This is a genomic window from Youngiibacter multivorans, assembly GCF_017873395.1.
GTDB classification, from domain to species: domain Bacteria; phylum Bacillota; class Clostridia; order Clostridiales; family Clostridiaceae; genus Youngiibacter; species Youngiibacter multivorans.
Genome location: NZ_JAGGKC010000019.1, coordinates 43656 through 63104, shown reverse-complemented (window position 1 = coordinate 63104; position 19449 = coordinate 43656). Strand labels below are relative to the sequence as shown.

General features: G+C 47.5%; 20 protein-coding genes and 1 other annotated feature. Of the genes, 14 read left to right on the top strand and 6 right to left on the bottom strand.

All coding sequences use genetic code 11. The annotated features are described in order from the left end of the window. Positions 1 to 26 precede the first annotated feature (26 nt). The 3 genes from J2Z34_RS11355 to J2Z34_RS11345 all read left to right on the top strand — a co-directional run bounded on the left by J2Z34_RS11355 (position 27) and on the right by J2Z34_RS11345 (position 2564). Positions 27 to 914: an ROK family protein gene (locus J2Z34_RS11355; RefSeq protein ID WP_209459983.1), complete on the top strand. Its 888-nt coding sequence runs from the start codon at positions 27 to 29 to the stop codon at positions 912 to 914. Positions 915 to 1122: 208 nt separating this feature from the next. Continuing rightward, a complete protein-coding gene (locus J2Z34_RS11350; protein ID WP_209459982.1) occupies positions 1123 to 1446 on the top strand; it encodes a PadR family transcriptional regulator in 324 nt (107 codons plus the stop codon). Next, entirely contained in the window at positions 1434 to 2564 is a 1131-nt protein-coding gene (locus J2Z34_RS11345) for a DUF2812 domain-containing protein (protein ID WP_209459981.1), read from the top strand. The genes J2Z34_RS11350 and J2Z34_RS11345 overlap by 13 nt, the downstream gene beginning before the upstream one ends. Before the next feature lie 97 nt (positions 2565 to 2661). Here the strand turns inward: J2Z34_RS11345 and J2Z34_RS11340 are convergent, their stop codons facing one another. Further along, positions 2662 to 3006 carry a HesB-like protein gene (locus tag J2Z34_RS11340; protein WP_209459980.1) on the bottom strand — a complete coding sequence of 115 codons (345 nt, stop codon included), beginning with the start codon at positions 3004 to 3006 and terminating at the stop codon, positions 2662 to 2664. An 11-nt stretch (positions 3007 to 3017) separates the two neighbouring features. Then, positions 3018 to 3368, bottom strand: a complete 351-nt coding sequence (locus J2Z34_RS11335; protein ID WP_245250635.1) for a HesB-like protein — start codon at positions 3366 to 3368, stop codon at positions 3018 to 3020. A gap of 403 nt (positions 3369 to 3771) precedes the next feature. Here J2Z34_RS11335 and J2Z34_RS11330 point away from each other — a divergent pair, with 403 nt between their 5' ends. From J2Z34_RS11330 to J2Z34_RS11315, 5 genes are all read left to right on the top strand, one after another. Beyond that, positions 3772 to 4221 (top strand): hypothetical protein, encoded by a 450-nt coding sequence (locus J2Z34_RS11330; protein ID WP_209459979.1) that lies wholly within the window; start codon positions 3772 to 3774, stop codon positions 4219 to 4221. 192 nt (positions 4222 to 4413) lie between these two features. Then, positions 4414 to 6747, top strand: a complete 2334-nt coding sequence (locus J2Z34_RS11325) for an anaerobic ribonucleoside triphosphate reductase (protein WP_209459978.1) — start codon at positions 4414 to 4416, stop codon at positions 6745 to 6747. Between the two features lies 1 nt (position 6748). Beyond that, entirely contained in the window at positions 6749 to 7258 is a 510-nt protein-coding gene (gene nrdG, locus J2Z34_RS11320) for an anaerobic ribonucleoside-triphosphate reductase activating protein (protein ID WP_209459977.1), read from the top strand. Then, positions 7255 to 7383, top strand: a complete 129-nt coding sequence (locus J2Z34_RS17765) for a hypothetical protein (protein ID WP_280922323.1) — start codon at positions 7255 to 7257, stop codon at positions 7381 to 7383. The genes nrdG and J2Z34_RS17765 overlap by 4 nt, the downstream gene beginning before the upstream one ends. Before the next feature lie 23 nt (positions 7384 to 7406). Continuing rightward, the gene (locus J2Z34_RS11315) at positions 7407 to 7715 is read left to right on the top strand and encodes a nitrous oxide-stimulated promoter family protein (protein WP_209459976.1); all 309 of its coding nucleotides are present in this window, start codon (positions 7407 to 7409) and stop codon (positions 7713 to 7715) included. Between the two features lie 58 nt (positions 7716 to 7773). Here the strand turns inward: J2Z34_RS11315 and leuS are convergent, their stop codons facing one another. Beyond that, positions 7774 to 10206 (bottom strand): leucine--tRNA ligase, encoded by a 2433-nt coding sequence (gene leuS, locus J2Z34_RS11310; protein ID WP_209459975.1) that lies wholly within the window; start codon positions 10204 to 10206, stop codon positions 7774 to 7776. Positions 10207 to 10243: 37 nt separating this feature from the next. Continuing rightward, positions 10244 to 10442 (bottom strand) — a binding site (T-box leader). 35 nt (positions 10443 to 10477) lie between these two features. Continuing rightward, positions 10478 to 11035, bottom strand: a complete 558-nt coding sequence (locus tag J2Z34_RS11305) for a class IV adenylate cyclase (protein WP_209459974.1) — start codon at positions 11033 to 11035, stop codon at positions 10478 to 10480. A gap of 333 nt (positions 11036 to 11368) precedes the next feature. On the opposite strand from J2Z34_RS11305, the gene J2Z34_RS11300 reads away from it, so the two are divergent. Then, complete coding sequence (locus J2Z34_RS11300) at positions 11369 to 11566, top strand: hypothetical protein (protein ID WP_209459973.1); 198 nt, start codon at positions 11369 to 11371, stop codon at positions 11564 to 11566. Positions 11567 to 11870: 304 nt separating this feature from the next. On the opposite strand, the gene fba is transcribed toward J2Z34_RS11300, so the two are convergent. After that, entirely contained in the window at positions 11871 to 12797 is a 927-nt protein-coding gene (fba, locus tag J2Z34_RS11295) for a class II fructose-1,6-bisphosphate aldolase (RefSeq protein WP_209459972.1), read from the bottom strand. Between the two features lie 259 nt (positions 12798 to 13056). Here fba and J2Z34_RS11290 point away from each other — a divergent pair, with 259 nt between their 5' ends. Genes J2Z34_RS11290 through sdaAA form a run of 3 tightly spaced genes read left to right on the top strand, consistent with a single transcriptional unit; the run spans position 13057 to position 16311 of the window. After that, a complete protein-coding gene (locus J2Z34_RS11290) occupies positions 13057 to 14697 on the top strand; it encodes a nucleoside kinase (RefSeq protein ID WP_245250634.1) in 1641 nt (546 codons plus the stop codon). A gap of 21 nt (positions 14698 to 14718) precedes the next feature. Further along, on the top strand, positions 14719 to 15420 hold the full coding sequence (gene sdaAB / locus J2Z34_RS11285; protein WP_209459971.1) for an L-serine ammonia-lyase, iron-sulfur-dependent subunit beta: 702 nt from the start codon (positions 14719 to 14721) through the stop codon (positions 15418 to 15420). Positions 15421 to 15432: 12 nt separating this feature from the next. Beyond that, on the top strand, positions 15433 to 16311 hold the full coding sequence (sdaAA, locus tag J2Z34_RS11280; protein WP_209459970.1) for an L-serine ammonia-lyase, iron-sulfur-dependent, subunit alpha: 879 nt from the start codon (positions 15433 to 15435) through the stop codon (positions 16309 to 16311). Positions 16312 to 16342: 31 nt separating this feature from the next. Here sdaAA and pssA read toward each other — a convergent pair whose 3' ends face one another. Continuing rightward, on the bottom strand, positions 16343 to 16855 hold the full coding sequence (gene pssA, locus J2Z34_RS11275) for a CDP-diacylglycerol--serine O-phosphatidyltransferase (protein WP_209459969.1): 513 nt from the start codon (positions 16853 to 16855) through the stop codon (positions 16343 to 16345). A 164-nt stretch (positions 16856 to 17019) separates the two neighbouring features. Between pssA and J2Z34_RS11270 the strand changes: the two genes are divergently transcribed. Next, positions 17020 to 17949 carry a YegS/Rv2252/BmrU family lipid kinase gene (locus tag J2Z34_RS11270; protein ID WP_209459968.1) on the top strand — a complete coding sequence of 310 codons (930 nt, stop codon included), beginning with the start codon at positions 17020 to 17022 and terminating at the stop codon, positions 17947 to 17949. A 208-nt stretch (positions 17950 to 18157) separates the two neighbouring features. Further along, entirely contained in the window at positions 18158 to 19417 is a 1260-nt protein-coding gene (locus J2Z34_RS11265; protein WP_209459967.1) for a magnesium transporter MgtE N-terminal domain-containing protein, read from the top strand. Positions 19418 to 19449: the final 32 nt, after the last annotated feature.

The window sequence follows — 19449 nt, the reverse complement described above, 5'->3', positions numbered from 1 at the left end:
AAGAAAATGAAATTCAGGAGGTAATCATGAGGATAGGAGCAATTGAAGCTGGCGGAACCAAGTTTGTCCTTGCTATCGGCGACGAGAAGGGCGAAATCGAAAGAAGACAGGAAGTACCTACTGAAGAACCTGAAAAGACCATGGCAAAGGTAAAGGAATTCTTCATAGGTGAAAACCTTGATGCCATGGGCGTGGGATCCTTCGGTCCTATCGACCTTGACAAGGATTCACCTACCTACGGATCCATAACCTCCACCCCAAAGGTGAAGTGGCAGAACTACAATCTGATCGATGAACTGAAAACCTATATAGATGCACCAATAGGCTTTGATACAGATGTCAACGGCGCAGCCCTGGGAGAAGCATTTTTCGGGTCTTGCAGAGGGCTTGACTCCTGCCTGTATATGACGATCGGAACAGGAATTGGCGCAGGTGCCATGGAATCCTGGAAGCTGATCCACGGCATGCTTCATCCGGAGATGGGACACATCATACTTAGAAAGCATAAGGATGATGACTTCAAGGGGGTCTGCCCGTTCCACGGCGACTGCTTCGAAGGCCTTGCGGCTGGTCCTGCACTTGAGGCAAGGACAGGCATGAAGGGCAGGGACATACCTGATGACCACAAGGTGTTCGACATTCTAGCATACTATGTTGCTCAGGCCCTCGTAAACTACATCCTCATCCTTTCACCCAAGAGGATAGTTGTAGGCGGAGGCGTAATGCACAGGGGACATGTCCTCGGAATGGTGAGACGATACGTTCGGGAGCTTCTTGGAGGCTATTTAAGGACTCCTGAGCTTGAGGACCTCGACTCATACATTGTATACCCTGAGCTTGGGAACGATGCCGGGATAAAGGGCGCCATAGCCCTGGGGCTTTCAGCTCTTGAGGATGATCAGAGGAAGAAATAAGGATAACAAGAAGGTCAATATACCTATCTGATAACTTAAGACATATCAGAATTGGTATTTGAACTTTAAGGGATGCTGCGGCTGTAATTTTTACAGCTGCAGCATCTCTTTTGCTGTTGACATTACCCATGCAGTATTCTACTATTATGTCATACGGTATATCGTGACGCATAATATCGCGACACATAATAATGCTGGGGGTGAAAAAATGCCATATCAGGGCGGCCCGATGACAGAGGCCATGTTCTATGTACTGCTTGCCTTAATCAACCCATCCCATGGATACAGGCTCATGGAGGCCATAGAGGAGGTATCCGGAGGAAGGGTCCTGATGGGTCCGGGAACATTGTACGGGGTTCTCGCAAGGCTTGAGAAGGATAAGCTGATTTCCATGGTTAAGGAAGATAACAGGAGAAAGACCTACCAGCTGACACTTGACGGAAGGCATGCTCTGCAGGCCGAGCATGAGAGGATAGCAATGATGCACAGGGATTTCATGGCAGTTGAAGGAGGCAGGGGATGGGCACCATAAAAAGAAAGCTGATGCCATCAGGAATGTACAGGACAGGAATGCTTGAGACCTGGTTCAGAGACATGTCGATGGACGGCCTGCATGTCAGGGATTTCGGATACTATTATGCCGCCTTCGACAAGGGTGAGCCAAAGGACTTCAGATATTCAATGGACATCATGGCGAAGGATCCGGGAAAGGACGAGCTCCAGGTGTTCTCTGACTGCGGCTGGGAGCATGTAGGCTACAGGAGAGATGTCCATCTCTTCAGGACTGAAGGGAGAGGAGGTGCAAGACCCCTCCATACGGACCCGTATGACAGGGCGATATCCATAGATAGGCTTGGGAGAAAGATGAACAGAGGTCTGATACTTTCATTCATTTTGATTGTATTGGGCATCGCCGCGATTGTATTTCTCATAAAGACTGACGAGGACTTCTATCTTTCCATGCTTGACAGGGGGATCACAAGTAGAATAAGCCTGGCGCTCCTTGCAATATCATCTTTCAGGGCTTTCGAGGAGTACAGGGGAACAAATGAGTTGAGCAGGTATCTTAGAAATGAGATCCTCCAGAATGTAGAATGGAGAAAAGCACTTTCAAGGAGGATAGCATCGATTGCGATTCTTGCTGCAGGCGTTGCATGGTGCGTATTCGCTGACATCGGTGAGATCATAGTTAGCGACCAGAGGATAATGCCTGCATATGCAGCCTCTTCTGATATACTTAGGCTTCCTGACATAGATACAAGAAAAGACCTTGTATCAGAAAAAATGCCGTACTACCATGAACCCGGATCAGTGCTGACAGACAGGATGTACAATGGTTCAGAGATATGGATGTCTTCTGATGGATACGAGCCTTCTCTTTTTGTATACTTCTATGACCTGAAGATCCCTGATCATTCAAGAATGGTAACAAGAGGCTGGGAATCAAGGCTCAGCAAAGGGAATTTATTGATATCTGACGATGTGTGGCTTGATTATCTAGCTACAGAGGAAAGATGGAATGGCTGCTACGTGTTCGCCTCAAAAGATGATCTGGTGCTTTTTGCAAGCTACACTGGAGATGAAAGTGTACTTTCCGTTGTAGACTCGGTAAGGGAATACCTGATGAGGATCGACAGTGCCAGGAAATGAGATAATCAGGAAGAATTGAAGGGATTTTTTGGAAAGCTGAAGGATGAAATGAAAAATGCTCCATTCACATCTGTGAATGGAGCATGAGTTTTTCTTATTAGCAGCCTGAGCAGGATGAACATCCGCCTGCGCTGTCATCTACCTTGTTAGGTCTTAGGACCATGCCCTGTCCGAAGTTCTCTTCGCTTGACAGTATCTGGAATCCTTCGAATTCCTCGTAAAGGTTCTTCTCAACTATGAAGTTGATGTCATTAACTGTTGCAACCAGGTCTTCAGCTCCGGGTGCATCCACCATGAGTCCGAACCTTGGTCCGCTGCATGCGTAGCCTGCGAGGCTTATCCTGATGTTGTTGTCGGTAACGTTGTTTGACGCAAGGAATGATTTGAATTCGGTGTATGCGCCTTCACTGAGTGTGAGTACTTCCTTTTTTGTTGTTTCCATTGATTTTCCTCCTAAACTGCACATCCGGATGCACATGTTGAGCAACCTGATGCTGTGTCTGTATTTCTTGGTCTCAGTGACATCCCGCCGCCGTAATTCTCGTCGTCTGAAAGCACTTTAAAGCCATCATACTCTTCATAGAGCTCTTTTGCAACAATGAAGGTGATGTCTTTGTAAACCTGCACCACGTCACCTGCACCTTGTTCATCCATCATAAGTCCGAAGCTCGGTCCGCTGCATCCGTATCCTGCAAGGGCGATCCTGACGACTTTTGGCTCTATCTCATTGATCTCGAGCAGATCGAAGAATTCGCTATATGACTCCTCGCTCATCTCGATGATGCCGGTTTTTACCGTTTCCATCTATATGACAACTCCTTTTTTTAAATCCTAGTAATTTAATCAACATTCTGGATATATTATATAACAGCTTCGCTGTGCTTTCAAATTATTTTTTCCTTAAGAGAAAACTTTGCTGGTCTAAATTTTGATGAGGGGATTCCGGCTATTTTTCCATGTAAGCTATCTTTATGATGTGGTAGAATGTACTTGAGAAACCCCCAAAAAAGATGAAGGCCGATTCGGGGAAAATCGGCCTCCACTGGTAAACACAATCGCATAAAAGGGGGAAATATGAAATACTTCTTAGGGTTCAAAGCATTTGCATGTGTAGTGTGTCTGTAATTATAATAGCATGGATTGGATACAATTGAAAGTGATTATCAATTAAAATTTGAAAACATTTTGTGAACACAGTGAGGAAAATATGGATAATAAGGGTGTGCATTTCGGAGCCAAGGAAGAGCTGATAAGGGTAATATTTTCGCCCATTAACCTCAATCTGCGCAAGGAAGTAGGGAAATCGCTGATTGAAGTGCATGAGGACGGGAATCTATTCGTTTCCTTCATCACAGGGGAAGGGTCAATCAGGGTAAAGCTCAACGAGAAGAGGATGGTCATATATGAGTGGACAGTCGATATTTCACTGGACCTCACAAGGTACATATTGAAGAGATTCTGCCTTTTCCTGAGGCGAAATGACATCGGGGTACTCAGGATACTCGATACGGCTGAGGTAAGACCGCTTGTTACATATATAAGGAACGAGCTTAAGGATGTCATGTTCGAGTCAATGGGTGAAGTGTGCTACCTGGAGCTTAGGGTTCTGGACTATCTGAAGAACGAATCCGGAAGCATATACGGTGAAGGAATATAGGCTGCTGTCAAGGCAAGGAATATTGAGAACGGACTAGGAAAAGCCCGTTCTTTCGTTTTTTCAGGATTATTTCGCATCTATAGGAAATTACGAATATTGACCTACTTTTTTTTGTGCTGTATCATTGTAGAGACCACAATATATAGATAGAATGAAAATAGATGACACAAGATGTAGTAAAGGGGCTGACATATGATCACGGAGGTCAGGAAAAGGGACGGCAGAATAATACCATACAATTCCGAAAAGATAACGCGCGCAATATTCCTCGCTGCCAAGGACGTGGCGGACAGGCTAAACGAGACTCCCGATTACGGGATGGCTGAAAAGATAACAGGGGACGTTGAGAAGCTAGTCCACAAGAAGTTTCACGGGAGCACCCCTACGGTTGAGGACATTCAGGATTCCGTAGTAAAGGTGCTGATTGAAGGCGGACATGCAAGGACCTCCGAAGCATACATACTTTACAGGGCTGAAAGAAGCAGGATAAGGAATTCAAAGACAAGGCTCATGAAGAGCATAGAGGATGTCACATTCCTTGATGCAAAGGAATCAGACCTGAAGAGGGAGAATGCCAACATCAACGGAAATACAGCTATGGGAACCATGCTGCAGTATGGAAGCATAGTATCAAAGGAATTCTGCAGGGATTTCGTCATTTCCTCAGCCCATGCGTCAGCGCATGACAAGGGCGAGATACACATACATGACATGGACTTCCTGAACATGGGTACACTGACATGCTGCCAGATAGACCTTGATGAGCTGTTCAAGGGAGGCTTCTCCACAGGCCACGGATTCCTAAGGGAGCCCCAGGACATAACCAGCTATGCAGCCCTTGCCGCAATAGCAATCCAGTCAAACCAGAACGACCAGCACGGAGGTCAGTCAATTCCAACCTTCGACTATAATCTTGCAAAGGGTGTTGCGAAGACCTTCAGGAAGCTGTATGCAGACAACCTTAGAAAGGCATTGTCCGTAATGGGCATAAAAGCTGAAAAAGATGAGCTCCTGGAGCTGATCGATGCTAGTAGTTCAGGAAGGATGAAGGACGGAGATACAGAGAAAGCTTCACTGATGAAGGCTATATCCGGAAGGTTCGGATTATCTGATGAAGGTGCAAAAGGTGCTGTAGGCTTCGCATTCGAGGAAGCTCTCACAGAAACCGACAGGAAGACCTTCCAGTCTATGGAGGCCTTCATACACAACCTGAACACCATGCACTCAAGGGCAGGGGCCCAGGTTCCATTTTCAAGCGTAAACTTCGGGACTGACACATCAGAAGAGGGAAGGATGGTCACAAAGAACCTTCTCCTGGCCCAGGAAGCAGGACTTGGAAACGGAGAGACACCAATATTCCCAATACTGATATTCAAGGTCAAGGAAGGTATAAACCTCAATGAAGGCGACAGGAACTATGACCTGTTCCACCTTGCCATGAGGGTATCGTCAAAGAGGCTATTCCCTAATTTCAGCTTCCTTGATGCTCCATATAACCTGAAGTATTACGTTGAAGGAAGGCCTGAGACTGAAGCGGCATATATGGGCTGCAGAACAAGGGTAATCGGAAACGTCAACGGTGAGGAGCAGGTCCTGGGAAGAGGAAACCTCTCATTCACAACCATCAACCTGCCAAGGATCGGAATAAAGCATGGCATTGCGCTAAAGGAAAGGTCAGAGATGGACCTTGAAGGCTTCTACAAGGAGCTCGATGAAAGACTTGAGCTTGTATGTGCTCAGCTTCTCGAGAGGTTCGAGGTACAGGCCATGAAGAGAGTTAAGAATTTTCCGTTCCTCATGGGTCAGGGTGTCTGGAAAAATGCCAGGGGACTTGACTGGAACGATGAGCTAAGGGAAGCGATAAAGAACGGAACCTTAAGCATCGGCTTCATAGGACTTGCAGAATGCCTGACAGCATTGACCGGAAAGCACCATGCAGAAGATGAGGAGTCAAAGAAGCTCGGACTCGAGATAATCGGCAGAATAAGGAAGTACCTTGATGAAAGAAGCCAGAAGGAGAAGTTGAATTACACCCTTATAGCTACTCCGGCTGAAGGACTCTCTGGAAGATTCACCAGAATCGACAGGAAGGAGTTCGGAGAGCTTGCAGGCGTAACTGACAAGGAATACTACACCAACTCATTCCATGTACCTGTAGGCTACAAGACAAGCGCATACAGCAAGATAAGGCTGGAGGCCCCATACCATGAGCTTACCAATGCCGGTCACATAACCTACATAGAGCTGAACGGAAATCCTTCATCCAACCTTGAAGCGTTTGAAAAGCTGATCAAGGCCATGAAGGAAGCAGGAGTTGGATACGGAAGCATTAACCATCCTCTGGACAGAGACCCCATATGCGGATTTTCAGGTGTCATCGAGGACACCTGCCCAAGCTGCGGAAGGCAGGAGTGTGAAGTTCCCTTCGAGAGGATAAGAAGGATAACCGGCTACCTTGTAGGGACACTTGACAGGTTCAATGATGCGAAGCAGGCAGAGGTACGCGACAGAGTGAGGCACTCATAGCATGGAAATAAAGATAGCAGGAATTGAGCCCGAAAGCATAGTGGACGGACCTGGACTTAGATATGTAATATTCTCACAGGGGTGTACTCACAATTGCCCGGGATGCCACAATCCTGAAACCCACAGCTTTAACGGTGGAACTGTGGACGAAACTTCCCGCATTGTGGATGAAATCCTGGAAAATCCATTGCTGTCCGGTGTAACCTTTTCCGGAGGAGATCCATTTGCTCAGCCTGAGCCGTTCATCGACATAGCTCTGAGGCTAAAGGGAAAAGGGCTTGGAGTCTGGTGCTACACAGGATTCACCATCGAGGAGCTGCTGGAAAAGGGGACTGAGGAGCAGAAGAAGCTTCTGTTCCTTGTTGACACCCTGGTTGACGGAAGGTTCATTCTCTCAAGGCGGACCCTGGCGATACCTTTTGTTGGGTCATCAAACCAGAGGGTACTTAATCTGAGCAGGATGGATATCATGAATGCAGGCAGTGATGAATTGGCCGGAAAGGCCGTATGACAAAAATGGCGGAGAATCAGATTCTCTGCCATTTTCTTCTTGTAAGGGCTCTTATGATGGTTTCTTCTGGAAAAGAAGCAGAAATGAATGTATCCTTGAATCAGACACTTCATGTTGCAGAATAAATAGATGCAGGAGCGTGAATTTTATGGGAGACAGGATCAAAAGGGAACTTAAGACTCTGGAGACTATGGTCCATATGTACTGCAGAAAAGAAGACCATGGAGATGAAGCTCTTTGTGACGAATGCTCTGAGCTTCTCCGTTACGCTGTCAGGCGGCTTGAAAGCTGCAGGTTCGGAGAGAAGAAGAAGATATGCGGAAAATGTACAGTGCATTGCTACAAGGACGAGTACAGGCAGAGGATAAGGCTTGTCATGCGGACTGTGGGACCCATGATGATATACAGACATCCAGTAATGCTCCTTGGCCATGCTGTTGACATGCTGAGATACTGAATAAATGAAGAAGCGCCTTGCGAAAATCCGCAAGGCGCTTCTTCATTTAAAAAACCTTCTATTTTACAACAATGTTGACAAGGCTTCCCTTGACTACGATGACCTTCATGATGGTCTTTCCTTCTGTAGCTGACTTTGTGAAGTCAGCAGCCAGGGACATTTCCTTGATAGTGTCATCATTTGCGTCTGAAGGAACCATGATCCTTCCTCTTATCTTTCCGTTTACCTGTATCGCAATCTCGACTTCATCCTTGATGAGAGCTGCTTCGTCCCATACAGGCCATGCTTCATCGAATATTGTGAAGTCCATTCCAAGCATCTGCCAGAGCTCTTCAGAGAAGTGCGGGGCAAATGGGGCAATTATCCTCGCATAGTCCTTCAGCACATCCATAAGGACTTCCTTGTTGACATCTCCGTCCTGGATATATTTGCCTATTGCGTTCATAAGCTCCATGGTCCTGGCAATCGTGGTATTGAACTGCATCTTTGAAGCATCCTCGGTTGCACCCTTGATTGCATTCGCTCTCCAGTACTGAAGCTCCTTTTCTCTCTTGCCGATTTCAGTCCTAGTTGCCGAACCCATCAGTTCAAGTGCTGTCTGGAAGTTCCTCTCTATCCTGTCCACATATCGTGCTATCGACTTTATTCCGTCGTCTGACCATGCTCCGCCTTCTGAATATGCAAAGCCGAACATCAGGTAAAGCCTGAACACATCAGAGCCATACTGCTCGATGTAGTGGTCAGGGGTTATTGTGTTACCCTTCGACTTGGACATCTTCTGCCCGTCGGTTCCAAGTATGAGCCCCTGATGGGTAAGTGACTGGAAGGGCTCGTTGAAGTCAAGATATCCCATGTCCCTAAGCGCCTTTGTTATGAACCTGGCGTATAGGAGATGCATTACCGCATGCTCAGGACCTCCGACATACTTGTCGACAGGGAGCATCTTGTTGATCATTTCCTTGTTGAACATCTCATTACCGTTCTTGTTGTCGACATATCTCAGGTAATACCAGGATGAGCAGACGAAGGTATCGAGTGTGTCAGGATCCCTCTGCGCGGGGCCGCCACAGTGTGGGCAGGTTGTGTTCATGAACTTCTCGCTCTTTGCAAGCGGGCTCTTTCCATCCGGTGTGAACTCAACATCATAAGGAAGCTCTACCGGCAGGTCCTTCTCAGGAACCGGAACCACTCCGCACTTGTCGCAGTAAACCATCGGAATCGGGGTTCCCCAGTATCTCTGCCTCGAGACCAGCCAGTCCCTAAGCCTGTAGTTTACTTTCTTTTCTCCCATGCCAATCGATGCAAGGTAATCAGTGACCTTGTCCCTTGCCTCATCTCCAGCGAGTCCGTTGAAGCTGCCTGAATTGGTCATCTCCCCATCCTCACAGAATGGAAGACCATCTCCGCCAAGTATTACCCTCTCAATTTCCAGGTTGTACTTGATGGCGAAGTCATAATCCCTCTCATCATGAGCAGGAACCGCCATTACAGCACCGGTACCGTATGTGTTAAGGACATAGTCTCCAATCCATATAGGAATTGACCTGCCGTTTATCGGATTTATTGCATAGGAGCCTGTGAATACTCCTGTCTTCTCCCTGGTCAGTGATTGCCTTTCTATGTCTGACTGGCTTCTTGCATTCTCAATGTAAGCTTCCACTTCAGCAAGCTGAGAAGGAGTAGTTATCTTCAGCACCAGGTCGTTCTCCGGCGCAAGTGTCACATAAGTTGCTCCGAACAGTGTATCGACCCTGGTGGTGAAGACTGAAAAATCAAGGTCTGAATCCAATACCTTGAACTTGACAGTTGAACCGTACGACCTTCCGATCCAGTGCCTCTGCATTGCCTTGGTCTTTTCCGGCCAATCCAGGCCTTCAAGGTCTTCAAGGAGCTCATCCGCATACTTGGTAATCTTGAAGAACCACTGTGTCAGGTCCTTCTTGGTTACAAGTGTTCCGCACCTTTCGCATGCGCCGTCAAGGACCTGCTCGTTGGCAAGTACCGTCATGCAGCTCGGGCACCAGTTTACAGGAGCGTTCTTCCTGTATGCAAGGTCGTTCTCATAGAGCTTGAGGAACAGAAACTGATTCCACTTGTAGTAGTCAGGAAGACAAGTTATGACCTCGTTGTCCCAGCTGAACATGGCGCCCATGGACCTCAGTTGCTTCTCCATTGTCTCGATGTTCTTCAGGGTGGAATCCATTGGGTGTATGCCTGTCTTTATGGCGAAGTTCTCAGCAGGTAGTCCGAATGCGTCGAAGCCCATAGGCTGGAATACATTGTAGCCCTGCATCCTCTTCATTCTCGCCCATGAGTCGGTAGGTCCGTAATTGAACCAGTGCCCTGCATGCAGATTGCTGCCTGAAGGATAGGAGAACATCTCCAGCACGTACAGCTTTTCACCTTTTCCATTGATGTCGAACTTGAACTTTCCTGATTCTTCCCAGGTCCTTTGCCACTTGATGTCAGTAGCCTTTCCATAGTTTGCCATTGATATTCCTCCTAAAAATAAAAAAGTCCCGTCTCAGTCAAGAGACGGAACATGTCCGCGGTACCACTCTAGTTGGGTAAAACTACCCCTCTCATTAGGATATAACGGTCCGACCCGCGGCCGTTTTCTTCGGCCGTGCTCCCGGGCGAGTTCACGCTTTCCCTTTGCCTCCTCGCACCATCCGGAGGTTCTCTTTAAAGGGTTATTTCGCTAATACTCCCGTTCAAAGCTTATCGTTAAAATTATAGTCTAAGCTTAGTCTACCGTCAACCTAAAACCCGAAATCGTCTCCCTTGACAAGCCCCATATCCCTCATGATTTCGTACATTGTCCTGGAGGTTGCATCTGCCATCGTATAGCCAAGAAGTCTCACAGTTTCTTCAAGCTCATCTTCTGAAGCGCTTTCTACCTCAAGGTAGGGGACAGGAAAGAATTCCTTCTCGTTGATGTCTATCTCGACCAAAGTGTCCTTGTACCTGAAGCTCTCCCTGGATTTCCTTATGACATGTGAAAGCTCGAGACCCAAGGCTCTGAAGATGCCTTCACCTTCCTCGCCTGAGGAGATTACAGCCTCGTGCTCCTCCATGACCTTGTATTTCTCCTGTGAAAGCATCCTCTTGGTAGTCATGGTATGCAAAATGCTGCCGTCTCTTCTATCCTTTACGGTCCGTATCCTTGCATAGCCCCTTTCCTTCAAAAGTCTTCCGTCAGGAAAGTCGAATATCATGTTTTCCTGGTCCTCATCCTTTACAAGCTCAGCCCCGGCATCCTTCATCCTTTTCCTTACATCCTCAATGTCGATATCAAGGATCTTGACTTCCATTTCCATGCGATCCACCCCTCGTTTGTTACCCTGATTATACAATACATGAAGAAATTATGCAGGTAAGTTTGACAAGATTCTATAAATCAGGCTATGAAAACAGCAAAGACAGCAACGCATCCGGTAATTGCAACCCTTTTCTTTTGCGATGCAAAAGCGTTGAAACGCATACATTATCGAGTTTCATAAAGTTTTCATGGACCACTTGTGTTTCCCTTTAGGTTGCCCTATGATTCACATGTAAACAAGTATTTGGCAATTGCCATATGCATTTACTGCTCAATACAAAGTATTGACCTGCTCAATACTAGCGTATTGACCTAAAAAGGAGAGATGAAAGTGAACGGATACGATGCTGTTAGGAGACTTGTCAACATCAGTGACGAACTGACTACTCTTTCCCACGAACTTGGAGCAGCTGTGAAGCCTACCGCCAGGGAGCTTATCGAAAAGAAGATAAATGCTCTCGAGGACGAGTTCTTCAGACTCAAGCACAGCCTTGAGAAATTGCAGCTGCCGGTACAGACAGCCTTCTAATCACCCGAATATAGATTAGAACATACCAAGGACGAAGGGCAGAGCAGCCCGGAACTAATGAAGAGCGGCGTGAGAAACTAAAGAACCACTGCCAGGTGAAGCACACTTAAGATGAATGACTTGAAGAACTAAAGAGAAAATGCACAGCCGGAAGCGAAAGCTTCCGGCTGTCTGCATCATATGGGAAATAATCATCGTGGAGGTATATTCCAAAGCGAATTGTGAAATGAAAAGCGGATTGGTTTGAATTGAATAGGAAAAAGGAAGGCTCTCCTGAGGCCTAAGCCTCGGAAGAGCCTGTTTCTTATGCCATACTGTTTGCTGAACCAAGAACATCGTCGATCTTTTCTTCGACAAGCTTCTGGATCTCTTTTCTTGCTGCGCCCATGTACTTTCTCGGATCGAACTCTGATGGGTTCTCAGCGAGGAACTTTCTTAGTGCCGCTGTCATTGCAAGCCTTATGTCGGTGTCCATGTTTACCTTGCACACTGCCATCTCTGAGGCTCTTCTAAGCATTTCCTTAGGAACTCCCTGTGCTCCCTTTATCGCTCCGCCAAACTCGTTGCATGTGGCAACATGCTCCTGGCTTACTGCTGATGCTCCGTGGAGTACTATCGGGTATCCTGGGAGTCTGTTTCCGATCTCCTCAAGGATATCGAACTTAAGCTCAGGAGTTCCAGCGAACTTGAATGCGCCATGGGATGTTCCTATGGCAATCGCAAGCGAGTCGCAGCCTGTTCTCTGAACGAAGTCAACTGCCTCATCAGGCTGGGTGTATACATGCTTTTCTGAGTGGACATCGTCCTCTACTCCTGCAAGCACTCCAAGCTCTGCTTCAACAACTACGCCTCTTGCATGCGCGTAATCAACAATTTCCTTTGTAAGCCTTACATTCTCTTCGAAATCATAGTGTGATCCGTCGAACATTACAGATGTGAATCCGGCTTCTATTACCTGCTTCACAGTCTCAAGGTCCGGGCCGTGGTCAAGATGTACTGCGATGTCGATTCCTGTTTCCTTTATAGCCGCATCCACCATATTCATGAGATAAGCGGGACCTGCATATTTCAGCGCTCCTGTGGAAACCTGGAGGATTACAGCAGAATTCCTTGATTTGCACGCATTCACTACGCCCTGTATGATCTCCATGTCATTGATGTTGAACGCACCGATGGAATATTTACCTTCATAAGCTTTTTTGAACATTTCTTTGGTTGTTACTAATGCCATTTGTTGACCACCTTTCATATGGGACAATTTTGTACCCGTAGGGACAATTACAATACCATTATAATCCAATCCTAAGGATACTTCCACAACAACTGTACAGGTTTATGAGTTTATTTTGAAGAAACAGACTGTCAACTACTTGTTAACTTTATGCAAACCTTATGAAAAAGGCTCTGCAAAGGCCTTAGTTTAAGCTTCAGATAGCCAACCAGTGCTAACTTTAGGTTATAATTAAGGAAAGGGCACTGGAGGCGGTAGAATGCTTAAGCTGAGATACAGGGATGCTGACATAAGTATCGAGACAGGAATAAAATACAGAGACCTCCTCAAGGATGACAGCGGACCTCTGAAGCCGATGCTCGCAAGGCAGGCAGGCGAGTATTTCGAACTTGACGAGGAAATCAGGAAGGAAGGGGAGGTATTCCCCGTATACATCACAGATTCCCATGGAAACAAGGCGTATGAGCGCACGCTCTCATTCATCCTTGTGGTGGCTGTGAAGACACTTAGCCCTGGAAGCCAGCTTTATATAGAGCACTCCATAAGCAGAGGACTATACTGCAGGATGCCGGGACATGAGCTTTCCAGAGATTTCATCAAAAGCCTCCATGATGAAATGCTGAAGATAATTGAAGGCAGCCATCCTCTTGAAAAGGTGAAGCTGTCACGGGAAGAGGCATTTGAAATATTCAGGAAGGAACACATGGAGGACAGGATAGACCTGCTGAAGGAATCAGGGCTTGAATCAATTACACTATACAGGCTTCTTGGCCACTACGACTATTTTTACGGAAAGATGGCTATAAATACAGGACTTATTAACCTTTTCGGACTTGAACCGTATAAGGGAGGCTTTGTCCTTACTTATCCGCCTGTGTACGATCCACTTTCAATCGGGATTTTCAAACCCCAGGACAAGCTGTTCGGGATATTCAGCGAGACTCAGGAGTGGGATGAAATCATTGGCGTCGACAGCATCGGATACCTGAATGAAAAGATAATCGGAGGAGAGGCCTTCGACCTGGTGAGGGTGACCGAAGCCCTGCACGAGAAGAAGATCGCATACATCGCGGATGAGATTGCAGGAAGACGGGATGTAAGGATTGTCATGATTGCAGGACCAAGCTCTTCAGGAAAGACCACCTTCACGAAAAGGCTGGGAATCCAGCTGAGGGTGAACGGGCTCATACCAGTGGCCATAGGGATGGATGACTACTTTGTGGACAGGGAGCATACTCCGAAGAATCCGGACGGCTCCTATGACTTTGAAAGCCTCAGGGCACTGGATCTAGAACTGTTCCAGGAGCATGTGATGAAGCTGATTGATGGCCATGGAGTCGCGCTTCCTCATTTTGACTTCAAGACAGGCAAGAGGACAATCTCAGAACATATTGCAAGGCTGCCCGAAAGGGGAGTCCTTATGATAGAGGGGATTCATGGACTGAATCCCGCGCTTTTCCCTGAAATACCGAGAGAAGCCAAATTCAAGGTGTATATCAGCGCCCTTACAGCCATGAACATGGACAGGCATAACAGGATCGCCACCACAGACGTAAGGAAGCTTAGAAGGATGGTGCGTGACATACTCTCAAGAGGGTATTCAGCAACTGATACCTTGGGAATATTCCCGTCAGTCGCAAGGGGCGAGAAGGAACACATCTACCCGTATCAGGAAGAGGCTGACGTCATGTTCAACTCCACTATCCTGTACGAGCTTGCAGTCCTTAAAAAGCATTGTCTTAAGGAGCTGAGGGCAATAGACAAGTCGAGCCTTCTTTTCGAGGAGGCAAAGAGGCTCTCATCCATACTGGTGCTTGTGAGGGACATCAAGGATGAGATGGTTCCCGAGAATTCCATACTAAGGGAATTCATAGGAGGCAGCTGCTTCTACGAATACTGAAGAAAGGCCTGGTGTTGAAGTATGCAGAAAAAGTACGGGATATTTGACATTATCGGTCCGGTCATGATAGGACCATCAAGCTCCCATACAGCCGGAGCGGCAAGGATAGGAAGGATAGCGAGGCTTATTGCAGGCAGCGAAATCGTGAAGGCAGACTTCATCCTGCATGGCTCGTTTTCGAAGACCTACCGCGGCCATGGCACTGACAGAGCGCTTGTGGCAGGAATCCTGGGCATGCTGCCTGATGATGACAGGCTGAGGGACTCCATGGACCTGGCAAAAGAGGCTGGCATATCGATATCCTTCAGGGAGGGAAGCCTTGGCGATGTCCACCCAAACACGGTGAGGATCGATATGACGCTTGCAGATGGAGAAATCATTTCTGTGACAGGCTCGTCCATTGGAGGCGGAGCTGTCCTTATAACAAGGATAGGGGATGAGGATGTGCAGTTCACTGGAAACTATCCCACCCTCCTTATAACCCATACCGATTCCCCGGGAGTTGTTGCCCATGTGACAAGGCTTTTATACGAGGCCAGCATCAACATTGCATTCATGTCCGTATTCAGGTCACAGAGGGGCAAGAGCGCAACAATGATCTTTGAGACTGACGAAAACATACCTGAGGGAACTCTGGAAAAGCTGAAGGATGTCTCCGGGGTTGGCGGAATAAGGTTCCTGCCGGTAGCTTCAGATTCACTCAGCTATCCGGTGACGACTTAAAGGAGGTGCACTTTGAACATTTCAAGTGGAAGTGAGCTTATAGGCGCATGCGAAAAGCAGGGCATAACAATTGGAGAGTTTGCAATCAGGCAGGAATCAGAGGAGACAGGGATTTCTTATGAAGAAATCTGGAACAGGATGAAGGAAGCCCTTAAGGTAATGGAGAGCTCAACATCAAAGGGAGTATCTGAAAAGGTAATATCCGTTTCAGGCCTCATAGGCGGCGATGCATACAAAATGGGCAAATACCTTAAGGAGGGAAGAAGCGTCGGAGGCAGCGTCACCACACGTGCCATGGCCTATGCTCTTGCCTGCTCAGAGGTCAACGCATCGATGGGTAAGATTGTGGCTTGCCCTACAGCCGGAGCCTGCGGAATACTGCCTGCTGCGGTCATGACCATGAAGGAAGAGCATGGGATAGGCGAGAAGGACATCATACTCGGTCTCTTCGCTGCGGGTGCGGTGGGAGCTGTCATAGCCCAGAATGCCACCATCTCCGGAGCCGAAGGAGGCTGCCAGGCGGAATGCGGCTCAGCCGCAGCAATGGCTGCATGCGCCATAGTACAGATGATGGGTGGAACGCCGGGGATGTGCCTTGACGCTGGAGCTATTGTGTTCAAGAATACGCTTGGCCTTGTCTGCGACCCGATAGCCGGTCTCGTTGAAGTCCCATGCGCAAAAAGGAACGCACAGGGCGTTCTTTCGGCCATAGGTGCAGCCGATATGGTGCTGGCAGGTGTAGAATCAAGGATTCCATTCGATGACACCGTAGAGGCAATGTACTCAATAGGGAGGGCAATGCCTGAATCTCTCAGGGAGACTGGAATCGGAGGCCTTGCTGGAACTGCTGCAGGAAAAATCCTTGCAAAGAGGATTTTCGGTGAGAAATAACAAAGGACAGGCTGTCATACCTGTCCTTAAGTCAGAACTTCTTGAATTTTATGGTGCTTACCTCAAGATAAGCAAGAGCGATCATCATTATTACTACAAGGCTCCGAAGCTCCACATTGTTTCGAAGAAGCAGTGCCAGCATTGCCAGCAGGCAGCCTGCAAGTGTTATTGGGATTCCGGTAAATACTCCGTCAAAATCACAGGAATTGAACCTTGCCAGCCTGTATGCTCCCGCTATGGGAAACAGGATAACCGGCAGAAGACCCATCAGTCCAAGCTCATGCAGATTGAACATGAAGTAGGCAAGTATTGCTGGTGCCACCCCGAAGGATACCATGTCAGAGAGGGAGTCAAGCTCCTTGCCAAGGGGCGATTCGGCGCCAAGCGCCCTCGCTATCCTGCCATCGTACCTGTCCACCATACCGGCAGAAAGTATGAATAGCCCTGCAGTGGCATAGTCGCCCTGCACGCCCTTGATAAGGGACATGACCCCAAGTGTGAGGTTAAGAAAGGTCATCATATTGGGAATCAGTGCGCTGTTCATTGTTACCTCCGGCTTTAATGCGATACTTCATTATAAACTATTTTGGTCCCAAGTGAAACTTTAATGTTCCCAAGATGAGGAAATTACCTTTGCGGCATGATTTTTCCACTCAGCATATTTCCTTTTCAAGTGGTATTATAAATATATAAAGCGAGGTGTTTGGAGTGAAGAAAGCGAAGCTCCTGTACAATCCCAGCGCGGGTGAGAGCATTGTCATCGACAAGCTCGACGAAATAATAAGGATACATCAGAAATATGGCTATCAGCTGGTTACAGTCAGACTTGATGAAAGCTTCAGGATGAAGGAAGCCCTGTCTGACATAAATGACGGGTATGATCATATCATAGTTGCAGGAGGAGACGGAACGGTGGACCTCCTTGTAAATGAGATGATGAGTGCAGGCGTGAAGATTCCCATAGGGATACTCCCAGCAGGAACAGCGAATGACTACAGCAAGTACATAGGCATGCCGCCTGATCTGTCTGCTGCATGCGAGAAGATACTTTCGGCAGTTCCCGTGCCCATGGACATCGGGATGATAAACGACAGGTACTTCATAAACGTGGCCAGTGCCGGGCTCTTCACGGATGTGTCCCAGAAGACAGATGATGACATGAAGAACTCCATCGGTAAGCTCGCATATTATCTCAAGGGACTTGAGCAGCTCCCGAATTTCAGGAAGATCCATGTAAGGATAACGTCAAAGGATGGCAGCTATGAGGGCGGAATGTTCATGGTGCTCGTATTCAACGGAAGGACCGCAGGCAACATTGAACTGGCCTACAAGGCCCAGGGAAATGACGGCAAGCTTGACGTCATACTCATCAAGGATGAGGCGCTTAGAGAACTGTTCCCTCTTCTAATCAAGTTCCTGAGAGGAGAGCATCTGGAGGAGCCGGTTGGGCTTGTATACTTCCAGACGGATGAGCTGTTGATTGAAACTACCGACAGGACACTTGTAAGCGATATAGATGGAGAACGCGGTCCTGATTTTCCGCTAACTATCAGATGCATCCCTGATGCGATAATGGTTATGGGTGCAAATGAAGAGGACCTTGCAGCAAGAAAAAGGGCCGCATGGCCTGCTAACTGATGATTCCCGTTGAAAAGGGACCGCCCAGGAAGTATGATGTATAAGGATGTAAGACTTTCCGTAAGGAAAGGCGTAAGACCTTTCATCAAAAAAGGCGTAAAGATGTTTCATTTTAAAAGGATGTGAAAAAAGTTGGAACCACTGCCTGACAGTCGGAAAAAGGAATAACAGCCGAGGAGATCTTTTCTCCTTGGAGAAGGAGAGACGTATGGAAAGATTGAATCTGCTCTATTTCAGTTCGATACTCAACAGGAGGGTATACGACGAGTACAACGAGGTTGTAGGGAACCTCAAGGACATATACTTCGCTGCAGAGGAAGGCTACCCCAAGGCAATAGGCTATGTGGTGGAGAGGAACAAGGAACAATATAATTTTGAGTTCAAGTTCATTGACTTCTATGACGATGGAAAGGATGTCCAGATAAAGATCAAGGGAGCAAGGGATATCATTCCCAGGACCTTTTCCTTCATGCTGGTGAAGAATCTGCTTGATAAGCAGATCCTCGACGAGGAAGGAAAAAAGGTGTTCAGGGCATATGATGTGAGACTTGCCCAGATATCAGGAGACCTCCGGATAGTCGCCGTGGACAAGAGCCCTATGGGCCTTGGAAGGCGAAGGAATATGGAGGGCCTCTACAGGACTTATCTGAAGCTTATCGGTAAGAAGACAGGTGATTCTTTGATCCTGTGGGATGACGTCGAGTTCGACATGGGAAAAGGCAAGGACCTTAAGATCAGCGTGCCGTATGCTAAGCTTTCCACTCTGCATCCGGCTGACCTTGCAGACATCCTGGAGGAAGTCGACCACGAGTACAGGAACAAGATATTCGAAAGCCTTGATGAAGAGCTTGCGGCTGACACCCTGGAAGAAATAGAGGAGCCTGAGGTTCAGGCTAAGATAATATCGGGTCTGAGTGAAGAGAAGGCTGCTGAACTCCTAGAAAAGATGCCTAACGATGAGATTGCAGATTTTCTTGATGACCTGGATGACGAGACAAGGGAGAAGATACTCCTGAATCTTGAAAATGATGATGAAGCTGAAGTAAGGGAGCTCATGCAGTATGAGGAAGAGCTTGCCGGAGCCCTGATGTCCAAGGACTTTTTCGTGTTCAACAAGAACATCACGGTGAAGGACACCATATCGCTACTTAAGGAGCTTGCTCCTGAGTATGACGAGATCTACTTCATATTCGTACAGGATGAGAATGCAATCCTTGAGGGCTTTATAAACCTGAGGGACCTACTGGTTGAGGATGGAGGCAAGCTTCTTGCCGATATCATGGATACTTCGCTTGAGAACGTGAAGGTCTCTGACCATTCTGTAACAGCCGTGGACCTTGCAATAAAGTATGAGCTTCTTCTGATCCCAGTCGTAGACGATGACGGCAGGATAGTGGGAGTGCTCAATATACACGATGTCATCGATGAGTTCCTCGCACCAATGTGGAAGAAGAGAAGGGACAAGTAGCTGACAGGCAATACGGCAGCCGGCTGGATGAA

Excerpts from the sequence above, each read along its gene's own strand:
- J2Z34_RS11305 (WP_209459974.1), bottom strand. The coding sequence starts at position 11,035 with ATGGAAATGGAAGTCAAGATCCTTGATATCGACATTGAGGATGTAAGG.
- fba (WP_209459972.1), bottom strand. The coding sequence starts at position 12,797 with ATGGCATTAGTAACAACCAAAGAAATGTTCAAAAAAGCTTATGAAGGT.
- J2Z34_RS11340 (WP_209459980.1), bottom strand. The coding sequence starts at position 3,006 with ATGGAAACAACAAAAAAGGAAGTACTCACACTCAGTGAAGGCGCATAC.
- J2Z34_RS11350 (WP_209459982.1), top strand. The coding sequence starts at position 1,123 with ATGCCATATCAGGGCGGCCCGATGACAGAGGCCATGTTCTATGTACTG.
- J2Z34_RS11355 (WP_209459983.1), top strand. The coding sequence starts at position 27 with ATGAGGATAGGAGCAATTGAAGCTGGCGGAACCAAGTTTGTCCTTGCT.
- J2Z34_RS11290 (WP_245250634.1), top strand. The coding sequence starts at position 13,057 with ATGCTTAAGCTGAGATACAGGGATGCTGACATAAGTATCGAGACAGGA.
- pssA (WP_209459969.1), bottom strand. The coding sequence starts at position 16,855 with ATGAACAGCGCACTGATTCCCAATATGATGACCTTTCTTAACCTCACA.
- J2Z34_RS11345 (WP_209459981.1), top strand. The coding sequence starts at position 1,434 with ATGGGCACCATAAAAAGAAAGCTGATGCCATCAGGAATGTACAGGACA.
- J2Z34_RS11335 (WP_245250635.1), bottom strand. The coding sequence starts at position 3,368 with ATGGAAACGGTAAAAACCGGCATCATCGAGATGAGCGAGGAGTCATAT.
- nrdG (WP_209459977.1), top strand. The coding sequence starts at position 6,749 with ATGGAAATAAAGATAGCAGGAATTGAGCCCGAAAGCATAGTGGACGGA.
- leuS (WP_209459975.1), bottom strand. The coding sequence starts at position 10,206 with ATGGCAAACTATGGAAAGGCTACTGACATCAAGTGGCAAAGGACCTGG.
- J2Z34_RS11315 (WP_209459976.1), top strand. The coding sequence starts at position 7,407 with ATGGGAGACAGGATCAAAAGGGAACTTAAGACTCTGGAGACTATGGTC.
- J2Z34_RS11325 (WP_209459978.1), top strand. The coding sequence starts at position 4,414 with ATGATCACGGAGGTCAGGAAAAGGGACGGCAGAATAATACCATACAAT.
- J2Z34_RS11330 (WP_209459979.1), top strand. The coding sequence starts at position 3,772 with ATGGATAATAAGGGTGTGCATTTCGGAGCCAAGGAAGAGCTGATAAGG.
- J2Z34_RS17765 (WP_280922323.1), top strand. The coding sequence starts at position 7,255 with ATGACAAAAATGGCGGAGAATCAGATTCTCTGCCATTTTCTTCTTGTA.
- sdaAB (WP_209459971.1), top strand. The coding sequence starts at position 14,719 with ATGCAGAAAAAGTACGGGATATTTGACATTATCGGTCCGGTCATGATA.
- J2Z34_RS11265 (WP_209459967.1), top strand. The coding sequence starts at position 18,158 with ATGGAAAGATTGAATCTGCTCTATTTCAGTTCGATACTCAACAGGAGG.